Annotated in this window: 8 protein-coding genes and 1 pseudogene; 5 read left to right on the top strand and 4 right to left on the bottom strand. The window is 76.4% G+C overall.

Annotated features, from left to right (window positions below; all coding sequences use genetic code 11):
• Positions 1-41: 41 nt before the first annotated feature.
• Both H7H31_RS03670 and H7H31_RS03665 read left to right on the top strand, forming a co-directional pair.
• Entirely contained in the window at positions 42-1,445 is a 1,404-nt protein-coding gene (locus H7H31_RS03670; RefSeq protein WP_187063921.1) for a peptidase C39 family protein, read from the top strand.
• A 158-nt stretch (positions 1,446-1,603) separates the two neighbouring features.
• The gene (locus H7H31_RS03665) at positions 1,604-2,518 is read left to right on the top strand and encodes a Gfo/Idh/MocA family protein (protein WP_232109668.1); all 915 of its coding nucleotides are present in this window, start codon (positions 1,604-1,606) and stop codon (positions 2,516-2,518) included.
• Positions 2,519-2,757: 239 nt separating this feature from the next.
• Here the strand turns inward: H7H31_RS03665 and H7H31_RS03660 are convergent, their stop codons facing one another.
• The 4 genes from H7H31_RS03660 to H7H31_RS03645 form a co-directional block, all read right to left on the bottom strand.
• On the bottom strand, positions 2,758-3,294 hold the full coding sequence (locus H7H31_RS03660; RefSeq protein ID WP_187117774.1) for a hypothetical protein: 537 nt from the start codon (positions 3,292-3,294) through the stop codon (positions 2,758-2,760).
• Between the two features lie 496 nt (positions 3,295-3,790).
• On the bottom strand, positions 3,791-4,066 hold the full coding sequence (locus H7H31_RS03655) for a hypothetical protein (RefSeq protein ID WP_187059945.1): 276 nt from the start codon (positions 4,064-4,066) through the stop codon (positions 3,791-3,793).
• A 511-nt stretch (positions 4,067-4,577) separates the two neighbouring features.
• Positions 4,578-6,116 (bottom strand): amino acid permease, encoded by a 1,539-nt coding sequence (locus H7H31_RS03650; RefSeq protein WP_187059944.1) that lies wholly within the window; start codon positions 6,114-6,116, stop codon positions 4,578-4,580.
• 169 nt (positions 6,117-6,285) lie between these two features.
• Positions 6,286-7,281, bottom strand: coding sequence for a hypothetical protein (locus H7H31_RS03645; RefSeq protein WP_187060573.1), 996 nt, complete (start codon positions 7,279-7,281; stop codon positions 6,286-6,288).
• A gap of 862 nt (positions 7,282-8,143) precedes the next feature.
• On the opposite strand from H7H31_RS03645, the gene H7H31_RS03640 reads away from it, so the two are divergent.
• From H7H31_RS03640 to H7H31_RS33645, 3 genes and pseudogenes are all read left to right on the top strand, one after another.
• The gene (locus tag H7H31_RS03640) at positions 8,144-9,580 is read left to right on the top strand and encodes an FGGY family carbohydrate kinase (RefSeq protein WP_187060572.1); all 1,437 of its coding nucleotides are present in this window, start codon (positions 8,144-8,146) and stop codon (positions 9,578-9,580) included.
• Positions 9,581-9,771: 191 nt separating this feature from the next.
• Positions 9,772-11,190: pseudogene (locus tag H7H31_RS33650) on the top strand (FAD-dependent oxidoreductase); the annotation flags it as partial.
• 105 nt (positions 11,191-11,295) lie between these two features.
• Positions 11,296-12,351: an FAD-dependent oxidoreductase gene (locus tag H7H31_RS33645; protein WP_232110232.1), complete on the top strand. Its 1,056-nt coding sequence runs from the start codon at positions 11,296-11,298 to the stop codon at positions 12,349-12,351.
• The last annotated feature ends 256 nt before the right edge of the window (positions 12,352-12,607 follow it).

Below are 12,607 nucleotides of genomic sequence, written 5' to 3'. Positions count from 1 at the left end.
GTGCACCTGCCGTCGTATCGGATGACTGGGGGCCTTTCACCATGAGCAGACCCACCCCACGCCGTACCCTCCTGACCGCCGCGCTCGGCGTGACCGCCGGGCTCGCCGCCGTCTCCCCGGCGCGTGGCGCGGCGCCCGCCGGCGCCCCGGGCGTCCCGAACGCGACAGGGGCCCGCGCCGGCTCCACCGTGGACAACCGGGCCTGGACCAGCGGCGCGGACTGGCGCTCCGGCGCCGTGCGGGGCGTGCGGGTGCGGGACGGGGCGCGGCCCGGCATCGTGATCGCCGAGCCGGCCGGCACGACCGAGTACGCCGACCCGCACACCGGCACCACGGCCCCCTGGGAGTACGCCACCTGGACCGGGCCGGTGCACACGCTGCCCACCCCGGCGGGCGAGGTCATCGCCTCCTGGAACGCGCACACCCCCCAGGGCACCTGGCTCCAGGTCGAGCTGCGGGTGACCTACACCGACGGCGGGCTCAGCCCCTGGTACGTGATGGGCCGCTGGGCCGCGGGCGACCAGGACATCCGGCGCACCTCCGTGGACGGCCAGCGGGACGGCAAGAGCACGGTGGCCACCGACACGCTGGCCGTCGACGCGGACCCGGCCGGCGCGGGGCTGCGGATCGCGGCGTACCGGCTGCGGCTGACCCTCCACCGCCGCCCCGGCACCGCGCTGACGCCGCTGGTGTGGCGGGTGGGGGCGATGGGCTCGGACGTGCCCGACCGGTTCACGGTGCCCGCCTCCGAACCGGACATGGCCACCGGCCGCGAGCTGACCGTGCCGAGGTACTCGCAGGAGGTCCACAAGGGCCAGTACCCGGAGTACGACAACGGCGGCGAGGCGTGGTGCAGCCCGACCTCGTCGCAGATGATCATCGAGTACTGGGGCCGCAGGCCCAGCCGGGCGGACCTCGCCTGGGTCAACCCCGACTACGCCGATCCGCAGGTCTGCCACGCGGCCCGGTTCACCTTCGACTACCAGTACGAGGGCTGCGGCAACTGGCCCTTCAACGCCGCCTACGCGGCCACCTACCGCGACCTGACCGGCGTGGTGACCCGCCTCGACACGCTCACCGACGCCGAGATGCTGATCGCCGCCGGCATCCCGCTGATCACCTCGCAGTCCTTCCTGCCCGGCGAGCTGACCGGCGCCGGATACGGCACGGCGGGCCACCTGATGACCGTCATCGGCTTCACGGCGCGGGGCGACGTCGTCGCCAACGACCCGAACAGCGAGACCAACGAGGCGGTGCGCCGGGTCTACCAGCGGCGCGAGTTCGAGAACATCTGGCTGCGGACCAAGCGGTACAACGCCAGCGGCAAGGTGGTGAGCGGCTCGGGCGGCGTGTGCTACCTGTACTTCCCGGCCAGGCCGACACCGGCTCAGCGCTGGGTGCTCGCGGAGCTGGGAGTCCTCGGCACGTGTGCGGCCCGAACGTGACCTCTGTGACCTGACGGCAGCCCTTGGCGCCGTCGAGGGTGAGGTGGCCGGACAGGCCCACCGTGATCGTGACGGAGGGCGTTCGGGCGCGGTGGGGGCCGGTGCGGCATGGTGGCACTGTTCGGATACGACGGCGGTGCGGAAGGGGCTGGGCTGACATGGGTCTGCGGTTCGGGTTGGTGGGCACGGGCGCGTGGGCGCGCGACACGCACGGTGCTGGTCTGCGGGCCAGCGCGGGCGGTGTGCTCGCCGGGGTGTGGGGGCGGTCGCCCGAGCGGACCGCGCGGACCGCCGACGCGCTCGGGGTGCCGGCCTACGACAGCTTCGACGCGCTCGTGGCGGACGTGGACGCCGTCGCCTTCGCCGTCCCGCCCACGGTCCAGCCGGACCTCGCCGAGCGCGCCGCGCGCGCGGGCCGCCACCTGTTGCTGGAGAAGCCGGTGGCGGTCGACCCGGGGCAGGCCGCCCGGGTCCGCGCGGCCGTCCGCGCCTCCGACGTCGCCTCGCTGACCTTCCTCACCTGCCGCTTCCGACCCGAGCAACGCGTGTGGATCGACGCGGCGGCGCGTACCGGCGGCTGGCACACGGCCTCCGCCGTCTGGCTCGTCCCGCTCTACGACCCGCGAGAGCGCCCGGCCCCGGGCGACTGGCGACGGAGCGAGGGCGCGTTGTGGGACATCGGCCCGCACGCCCTGTCCCTCCTGGCCCCGCTCCTGGGCCCCGTCGAACAGGTCACGGCGCTGGCCGGACGCGGCGACACCGTGCACCTGACGACCCGGCACGCCACGGGCGCCACCGGCACCGCCGCGCTGAGCCTGACCGTGCCACCCGCCGCCCGCCAGGTGGTGACCACCGCCGTCGGGGAGGAGGGCGTGCACACCCTGCCCCGGGGCTTCACCACCGCCTCGGTGGCCGCGGCCGAGGCGGTCGACGCGCTCGCGACCATGGTCACCGACGGCCGCCGGGACCACCCGTGCGACGTGGACTTCGGCTACGAGATCGTGCGCGTGCTGGACGCCGCGCGGCGCTCGCTCGCCGAGGACCGTACGGTTCAGGTCGCCGCAGCGGAGTAGTTCAGGAGGCCCGGGGGCGGTCGGGACGCCGTCGGCGACCTCGACCCGGCGGCGTGGTCGCCCACGGTGTGCCACGTCGCTGCCGCCTGGCCTGGCCGGGACGTGACGGCGAGCCGGGCCGGTCCGCCGCTGGCGTCCGCCTGCCGGGAGTCCGGGCACCCGGGAAGCCGCGCGTTACCGCGCGGCTTCCCGGCGCCGGCCGGGCCCCTGGCGACGCGGCGGGGCGTGCGGTAGCCGGGCTACCTGCCGTAGGCGTCCTGGCGGGGGAGGGGCCCGATGTCGGGGTGGCGGCCGGGGCGGAGGTGGGCGTGGCGTTGTCCTGGGCCGGGGCCGGCGCTTCGGTGGGCGAGGGCGTCGGCGATGACGCCGGTGGTGAAGGCGTAGACACTCTTGTGCAGTACGTCGATGACGAGTTCCCGCCGGGGCCAGGTCGATGGCGGGGCGCCGACTCCGGTGGCGTTTTCGAGGATCTGGTCGTTGGTCAGGCGTACGACGGTGAACTTCGCCGAGGCGACCGGCCCACGCAGCCCGGACTGGGCCATCACCGAGCGCAGCACACCCAGGAGGGCGGCCTGGCCGAAGTGCATGGCCCAATTGGCCAACAGAGGCTGCTTGCCGGAGCGTTTGGGCAGGCCGGTCAGGCGCTGGAGGACCCGGGCGGGTACGTGGGAGTCGGGCCGGCCGGTGATGGTCTGTTCGACTTTCTCGCCGAGGGTCATCACGACGCCTCCGGCGGTGCCGGCGATCAGTCCCTGCCACAGTGCGCGCTTGATCATGCCGTTGCGGGTACCCGCCGGACGGCACTTTGCCACCAAGCCCTCGGGCCGCTCACCCGGATGCGGTGACCGGCGGGCTCGCGACCGGTGTGCGCCGATCGGCGGCGCCGTCGTGTCCTGATACGGCGTGAGGCGTGAGACAGGACCCGGGTCGGCCGACGGCCCGGCGACGGCGGGTCCCGCCCGCGGTGGGCGTGCGCCGCCGAGCCCGCGCGCCGCCGGCGGCCGGACCCGGCGGCGGCGCGGGTCGGCTCATCCGCCGCCCTCCGGGTGCGCGAGCCAGGCGTCGAACGCGTCGAGGTCCGGCACGATGACGGTGGCGCACGCGAGCACCGCCGGGTCTGGCGCATCGCGGTGACGGCCAGTACGGTGCGCCCCGCGCGGTGGGCGCTGAGCATCTCGGCCGCCGTGCCCGTGCTCGGCTCGTGCCCGGGCAGCCAGGCCACGCACACCTCGCTCTCGGCCGCGAGCCGGGTGAGCCGATGGAAGGCCGCGGTCAGCGCCAGCAGTTCGGGGCGAGCCCGGCACGGCGCACGGAGGGCGTCGCCGCGAGCGCGGCGTGCGCGCCGGGGTGCTCTGCCAGCCACGCGCGCGTCAGCGCGCCCGGGGCGTGGACCACCGCGCCGGGCCGCCGCGCGGCGATGCGGGCGGCCAGCGCCGCGCGGTAGGACTGGTCGGCCACCTCGGCGCCGGCGTGAGCGCCCCGCATCGTCCCGGCCAGGAAGAAGGTGCCCGCGGGCGGGGGGTGGGCCGGGCCGGCCTCGGTGCTCACTCGCTCCCCACCCCGTAGGCGGCCAGCGCCGGCCGGCCCGGCGCGGCGGCCCGCCGCAGCGCCGCGGCCTCCAGCGGGAACGCGGCCAACTCGGGCCCGGCGTTGGGCGGCGAACAGCCCGTGCGCGGTGGCGACTTCGCTGGTCATGGGGGCGACTCCGCGGGCCTGCGCGGGGGCAGGGCGCCGGGCGCGGGCCGTCGCGCGCGGGCCCCCGGTCCGCGGCGCGCCCGCCGGCGCCCCGTACTGGCGGCCCCAACTCTCGGGCGGGCCGCCGCCGGCTCCTAGCCTCTTTGCGGACATCTCGCGCGGGCCCGCGGTGGCCGACGCCCGGCGCTTCCCAGCGGCGCGGCCAGCCGGCGCGGCGCGTACCAGACCGGCCGTACGCCACCAGCGCGCCGCGCCCGCTCATCTCACGGCCGCCGTACGAGCGCGCGGGCGCGCCCCGCCGCCTGGTGAGCGGGCTGGCGGCGGGGCGCGGTGGGGGCGGACGAGATGAGCGGGCGCGGGTGGGTCAGACGATGTCCTCGGCGATCTCCGCCTGCTCCCGGGCCGTTCCGTAGGCGGCCGGCGTGCCGTAGGAGCGGCGGGCCACGTACCACCAGACGGTGGCCAGCGTGAGGACGACGGCCAGCGCGATCACGGCGTAGTTCATCGAGTCCACCGTCACCGGGCGGGACTGGGGCAGGCAGAACAGGACCGTGACCATCGCCACCCAGCACACCGCGACCCAGCCCACCGGCCTGCTCCAGCGCCCGAGGTGCCAGGGGCCGGGCTCGAACCGGTCGCCGGCGCGCAGCCGCAGGTAGATCGGGATGGCGTAGGCGGGCGTGATGCCGATGACGTTGATGGCCGTGACGGCGCCGTAGGCGGTCTCGGAGTACAGCGACGGCAGCGCGAGCAGGCAGGCGACCGCGACCGAGAGCCAGACCGCGTGCACCGGCGTCTGGGTGCGCGCGCTCACCCGGCGCCACAGCCCGGAGCCGGGGAGCGCGCCGTCCCGGCTGAAGGCGAACACCATCCGGCTGGCGGCGGCGACCTCGGCGTTGCCGCAGAACAACTGGGCCACGATCACCACGAGGAGCAGCAGCACCGCGCCCGTGTTGCCGAGCGCGTCCAGCATGATCTGCGCGGGCGGCACCCCCGTGCTGCTGTTCTGCGCCCCGGCGTAGTCCTGGATGGCGAACGTCAGACCGGCCAGCAGGACGAAGCCGGCGATCCACGACACCCAGATGGCGCGCACGATGCCGCGCGCCGCGGAGACCGACGCGTGCGAGGTCTCCTCGGACAGGTGCGCCGAGGCGTCGTAGCCGGAGAACGTGTACTGGGCGAGGAGCAGGCCGATGGCGGTGACGTACAGCGGGTTGTCCCAGCCGGTGTCGTTGACGAACTCGGTGAAGACGAAGTCGGCGGACTGGTGGTGGTCGGGGACGACCGTGAGCACGATGACGATGAGGGCCACGCCCGCCAGGTGCCACCAGACGCTGATCGAGTTGAGCACGCTGACCAGCCGCACACCGAACAGGTTCAGCGTGGCGTGTACGAGCAGGATGGCGACGAAGATCAGCATGGTCGACTCGGGCGTCGGATCGAATCCCCATTGCAGGTTGAGTACGGCGCCGGTGAACAGGGCAGCGCCGTAGTCGATTCCGGCGATGGCGCCGAGCAGACCCAGGAGATTGAGCCATCCCGTGTACCAGCCCCATTTACGGCCACCCAGGCGGTCGGCCATGTAATACAGGGCGCCCGACGTGGGATAGGCGCTGGTCACCTCGGCCAGGGCGAGGCCGACGAACAGGACGAAGAGTCCGACGCCGATCCAGCCCCACAACATCACCGCGGGGCCGCCGGTGCCGAGGCCGAAGCCGTAGAGCGTCATACAGCCGGAGAGCACCGAAATGACCGAGAAACTGATCGCGAAGTTTCCGAAGTGCCCCATGCGGCGGGCCAGCACCGGTTGGTAGCCCAGCTCGCGCAGCCGTTGCTCCTCGTCGCGCTGCGCCGCCTCGTGCGGCGCGGCGGAGCCCGAACGGGACCATTTTGTAGGGGCCATGACACGTACCTTCCGAAGGGGGAACACGGGGGAGAGTAGGGAACGGGGGAGTACGGGGGTGGGAGGACGAGGGAAGCGCCGAGGGGGCGCGCGGAGCAGGGCGCGCGGACCGTGTCGGGCCCGGGCTCGCGCCGGGGCGCGTCGCGGGGTGGGGCGGGCGCGCCGGCGGTCAGGGGCCCGAGCGCCGCGCCGCCGCCAGGCACCGGCCGCGCGCGCGGAGGAACACCTCCTCGGCCGCGTCCGGGCCGCCGGCGCCCTGGCCGCGGCTCGCCCAGGGCATCGGTGTGTAGTACGGGCCGAGCGCCGCGAAGACGGGCGCCGCCTCGGTGAAGCGCAGGGCCGCCCACAGCGCGTGCGCCAGGTAGTTCAGGTCGAGCAGCGAACACCGCTCGGGCGGGGTGTGGGCGAACCAGTAGTGCAGGGCGTGGTCGGCGTCCCGCAGCGCCTCGTCGGTGGTCCAGTGCAGGTCAAGGGCGCGCTGGTGGCCGCGCTCCTCGCGGTAGCGCTCCACCTGCACGTACAGCGGCAGCGCGTGCACGGCGGGGCCGACCGGGGCGCGCGAGGACGCCCAGCGCGCGAAGTTCACCGCCTCGGACAGCGAGCCGCCACCGCGCCGGGCGTGCACGAACTGGAGCATCCGGTGGTACGCCTCGCGGTTGTACGGGTCGCGCCGGTGCGCCTCCGTCAACAGCCCCCACGGGCCGGGGAAGAGCATCGGCTCCGGCGGGTGCGCCCGGTGCTCGGCGAGCCGCTGCCCCTCGTCCAACTGGGCCAGCGCCACCAGGCACACCCACGGCACCGGGTCGGCGGGCGCGTTGTGGGCGGTGAGCTGGCAGGCTTCCCACGCCTCCTGCCATAACTCCCTGGTGTGCCGGTGTCCCGCGCGGTGCGCGCGCACCGCGCGCTCCACCAGCACCCGGGTGTGCATCACCAGCGCCGCGACGTTGTCCGGCTCCTCCGAACGCCAGGCCCGCACCACGTCCGTGCCCGCGGCCGTGGCCGCCAGCACCTGGGTGCGCTGGGTCCACAGTCCCCAGTCGGGGGTCGAGGCGAGCAGGTCGCGCATGGCCACCCAGCGGCCCGTGCGCACGTCCTGGATCGCGTTCCGCAGACCGCTGTCGTGGCCCGCCGGGTGGTAGACCGGGCGGAACTCCTCGTCGGCCATCAGGCCACCACCGCGCGACACGCCCGGGCCCCGGGCCCCTCGCCCGGCCCCGGTGGCCCGCAGTCGCCACGGGGCGCCCCCGGCGAGGTGCCCCGGCCCGGGGGCGCGGAGGAGGTGCGGAAGGAGCGCGCCCGGGCGCCGCGGGGGCGGTGCTCGGGTCGTGGCGTGGGGGTCATCGGTCCTTCAGGGTGCGTGGTGTGCGGCGGCTGCCACACCGGCGTGGTCGGCGCGCGGTACGGCTACGGGGCGGCGAACAGCCGTACGGTCCGCGGTCGGACACCGTGCCGGAGCGGCGGTCTGCCTGATGTTCTGACACTCGGATGGCATTCGTACAGGGAAGAGGCCCGCTAATCCAGTGATCGGGAAAACCTACGGGCCGTCAGATTGTCGAAAGCGGGCGGAATCCCGCCACGCGATGGCCGACTGGGCGCGCGCATTTCCGTCCGAAGGGCGCACGCGGCCCACTTGTGGTGGCGTTATGTGGATAGTGCGAGGAAATTCGAGAACTCGACGCTTGATTAATCAACCAGCGGCGGGCCAGGCCGGCGAGAAGGCGCCGACGGGCGCCCCGCGCGGAGTTCGCGGACGAATGCCCGCACAACTCGCCACCACGCGAACATCGTTCACGAAGGCGACGGGCGGGCGCGCACCACGCCACCCTCGCTCGCGCGCCCTCGCCCACACCGCCCGCGTCCCCGACCGGCCCGCGGCACTCCACGGCACCGCCGCCGGGGACCGTTTGACCCGCACGGTTGCCTGACCCGCCACCGGGCGTCGACACTGCGGCAGGACGCGGACGTGATCACACCGGCGAAGGGCGAGGTGCGCCAGTGAGTGGTAGGCCAGTGAGCGGCGGCGAGCGATGAGCGGGCCCGTACTCGCCGTGGACCAGGGGACTTCCGGGACCAAGGCGCTGGTCATCTGCCCGGAGCGGGGCGTGATCGGCACGGCGTACGCGGAGCTGCGCCCCCGGTACGCGGCGGGCGGGCTGGCCGAGGCCGACCCGCGGGCCCTGCTGGCGTCGGTGCTGGACGCCGGGCGCCGGGCGCTGGCCGACGCGGGCGAGCCGGTGGTGGCCGTGGGACTCGCCAACCAGGGCGAGACCGTGCTGGCCTGGGACCCCGCCACGGGGGAGCCGCTGACCGACGCCATCGTGTGGCAGGACCGCCGCGCCGAACCGCTCTGCGCGGAACTGGCCGAACACGCCGCGACCGTACGGCAGATCACCGGGCTGCCGCTCGACCCGTACTTCGCCGCGCCCAAGATGGCCTGGCTGCGCCGGCACCTGACCCGCGACGGCGTCGTGACCACCAGCGACGCCTGGCTGGTGCACCGGCTGACCGGTGCCTTCGTCACCGACGCGGCGACCGCCGGCCGCACCGGGCTCCTGGACCTGGACAGCCTCACCTGGTCCAGGACCGCCCTGGAGGTCTTCGGGCTCGCGCGGGAGCAACTGCCCGAGATCGTGGACGCCGACGGCCACGTGGGCGGCACCACCGCCTTCGGCGCCGAGGTGCCGCTGACCGGGCTGCTGGTGGACCAGCAGGCGGCGCTGCTCGCCCAGAGCGTCACCGAGCCGGGCGTCGCCAAGTGCACCTACGGCACCGGCGCCTTCCTGCTCGCGCCGACCGGCGACCGCCCCAGGCGCGGCGCGTCGGGGCTGGTGAGCTGCGTGGCCTGGCGGCTTGGCGGGCGGGCCGACTACTGCCTGGACGGCCAGGTGTTCGCCGCCGCCTCCGCCGTGCGCTGGCTCACCGAACTCGGCGTGCTCGCCGGCGCCCACGACATCGACCGGGTCGGCGGCACCGTACCGGACACCGGCGGCGTGACCTTCGTGCCCGCGCTGGCGGGCCTCGCCGCGCCCTGGTGGCGCGGCGACGCGCGCGGCACGCTCACCGGGCTCGGCCTCGACACCGGGCCCGGGCACCTGGTCCGCGCGCTGTGCGAGGGCATCGCGGCCCAGGTCGCCGAGATCGCCGACGCCGCCGCGGCCGACCTCGGGGCGCCGCTCGAAGCGCTCCGCGTGGACGGCGGCCTGACCCGGTCGGCCCTGCTCATGCAGGCCCAGGCCGACCTGCTGCAACGCCCCGTCGAGGTGTCGGCGCTGCCGGACGCCACCGCGCTGGGCGTCGGCGCGGTGGCCAGGCTCGGCCTCGACCCCCGGCTGACCGTGCCCGAGGCGCTCCCCGCCTGGCGGCCCGCCGCGGTCTACGAGCCCCGCATCCCCGCGGAGCGGGCCGCCGAGCGACGCGCGACCTTCCGCGCGGCCGTGGCCACGCTGCTGGCCCGCACCCCGTAACCGCCTGGCCACCACGCGCCCCGGCCGGCCCACCCGCACCGTCGCGCCCCGCCGCCCCGCAGCCCGCGCCCCGTAGCCTGACCGTGCGAGCCGGCCGGGCCCCCGCCCAGTGAGCCGCCCGCGAGGGCATCCCGGGCGAGGGCGAACGGCCGGCCACGCGCGCCCGGCACCAGCGACCAGCGAGGGACCGCATGACCGTCACGACCACCGGCCGACTGCCGCGCGACGCGCACGAGACCGGGTACGACGTCGCGATCGTCGGCGCCGGGGTCGTCGGCTGCGCCATCGCGCGCGAACTGGCCCGCCACCCGCTGCGGGTGGCGCTCGTGGAGGCGGCGGACGACGTCGGCAAGGGCACGTCCAAGGCCAACACCGCGATCCTGCACACCGGCTTCGACGCCACCCCCGGCACCCTGGAGGCCCGCCTGGTGCGCGACGGGTACCGGCTGCTGTCCGGGTACGCCGCCGAGGCGGGCATCCCGGTGCGCCGGGTCGGCGCGCTGCTCGTGGCCTGGGACGCGGAGCAACTCGCCGCCCTGCCCCAGCTCGCCGCCAAGGCCGAGCGCAACGGCTACCACGCCACCCGCCTGCTCGACGCCGCCGAGCTGCGCCGCCGCGAACCCCACCTGGGCCCGGGGGCGCTCGGCGCCCTCGAGGTGCCGGATGAGAGCGTCATCTGCCCGTGGACCACGGTCATCGGCTACGCCACGCAGGCCGTACGCGCCGGAGTCGACCTGCACCTCGGCTGCCGGGTGCACGGCGTCGGCGGCCAGCGGGACCGGGGGAGCGGCGGCCGGCCCTGGCACGAGATCCTCACCGACCGCGGGACGCTGCGCGCCCGCCACCTGGTCAACGCCGCGGGCCTGCGCTCCGACGAGATCGACCGGCTGCTCGGGCACGACGCCTTCACGGTCACCCCACGCCGCGGCCAACTCATGGTCTTCGACAAGAGCGCCCACCGCCTGGTGCGCCACATCGTGCTCCCGGTCCCCACGGCACTCGGCAAGGGCGTGCTCGTCGCGCCGACCGTCTTCGGCAACGTACTGCTCGGCCCCACCGCCGAGGACCTGGCCGACAAGAGCGCGACCCAGTCCACCGAGGCGGGGCTGGCGTTCCTGCGCGCGCACGGCGCGCGCGTCCTGCCCGAACTGCTCGCCGAGGAGGTCACCGCGGTCTACGCCGGGCTGCGCGCCGCCACCGAGCACGACGACTACCAGATCCACGCGCACCCCGAGCAGCGCTACGTCACGGTCGGCGGCATCCGCTCCACCGGCCTGACCGGCTCCCTGGCCATCGCCGCCCACGTCGTCGGACTCCTCGCCGCCGGCGGCCTGACCCTCGGCGCCCCGCGCGAACTGCCGCCGGTGCGGATGCCCGCCCTCGGCGACGCGTCGCCGCGCCCCTTCGAGCGCCCCGAACTCATCGCCGCCGACCCGGAGTACGGCACCGTCATCTGCCCCTGCGAGCGGGTCACCCGGGGCGAGGTGCGGGACGCGCTGGCCAGCACGGTGCCACCGGCCGGCCTGGACGGGCTGCGCCGGCGCACCCGGGTGGCGGCCGGCCGGTGCCAGGGCACCCGGTGCGCCGCGGCGGTACGGGCCCTGTGCGAGGCCCGACCACCGACCGCCGCCACTGGCGACGACACCGCCGCCACCCGCCCCGCGCCCGCGACCGCGCCCGACGACGCGGACGCCGTCGGGCCGGTCGAGCGGGGCGTGGACGTGCTGGTGGTCGGCGCGGGCGCGGCCGGCCTCGCCGCCGCGGGCGCGCTGGCCGCGACCGGGGTCGGCCGGGTGGAGGTGCTTGAGCAACAGCCCTCGGCCGGTGGCGTGCTGCGCTACGCGCCGTGGGCCTGCGGCGCCTGGCCCGACCCCCGCGCCCCGCGCCGTGCCCCGGCCGGCCGGGAGGCGGCGCGGCGCCTGCTCGACGCGGCCACCGGCGCCGGGGCCCTGGTGCGCACCGGCTGGACCGTCACCGGCTGGGCGGGCCCGCTGACCCTGGCGGCTACCGGGCCCGGCGGGCGCGAGCTGATCACCGCGCGGGCCGTCGTGCTGGCCACCGGCGCCAGGGAGCGCCCGCGCGCCGCGCGCGGGGTGCCGGGCGCGCGCGGAGAGGGCGTCTTCACCGGCGAGGGTGCGCTGCGCGCGTTCGACGAACCCGGCCAACTCCTCGGTGCCACCGCCGTGGTCGTCGGGTCGGCGGACGACGCCGGCTACCGGGTGGCGGACGCCCTGCGGCAGGCCGGCACCCGGCCCGTCGCGCTGGTCGGCGCGCCGTCGCTCGGCCCGTCGCCGTGGCGCGCGCTGACCAGGCTCGGCTGGGGCGTCCCCGTGCTCGGCGACGCCGCCGTGACCGAACTGACCGGCGCCGGCGGGCGCGTCACGGGCGTGCGGCTGCGCCGCGCCGACGGCGCGATGGCCCAACTCGACTGCGCGGCCGTGGTGTTCTGCGGCTCCTGGGTCCCGGAGAACGAGCTGGCCGCAGCCGCGGGCCTGGCCGTCGCCGCCGACCTCGGGCGCCCGGCCGTCGACGCCGAAGGCCGCACCTCACACCCCGGCGTGTTCGCCGTCGGCGGCCTGCCCCACCCCGCCGGCCCCGGCCGCCGCACGGGCCCGCGTCACGCCGCGGCCCGGGCCCGCGCGCTCGCCACCGCGGTGGCCCAGCACCTGGCCGGCGCACCGTGGCCCCCGGGCGCCGCCCCGCACTCGACCCCCGACGCGCGCGACGAGGCCGCGACGGGCGGCGCGGCGCGGCGTACCACCGAGGACTGAACGACCCGCCCGTCGAGACGAGTTGCTCACCGCAAGCACCGCACGCCGCAAGCCCCGCGAGAGCCCCGGTCCCGCCCCACCGTGAACCGCCGCGCGCCTCACCGCGCCCCGCCGCACGCGCGTCGCCCCAGCCCGCGCCTGCCCCTCGCCGCCCCCGCCGGCCGGGGCGGTGGCACCCGACCGCAACGCCGGCGCACGGGCGGCGTGTTGTGTGGAACGGCGGTTGCGCGGGGTCGCGCTCCGGCGCGTACGGGCG

Source organism: Streptomyces buecherae (assembly GCF_014295035.1).
GTDB classification, from domain to species: Bacteria; Actinomycetota; Actinomycetes; order Streptomycetales; family Streptomycetaceae; genus Streptomyces; species Streptomyces youssoufiensis.
Note: the sequence above shows the minus strand (reverse complement) of the source record. Positions and strands in the feature narration are given on the sequence as shown.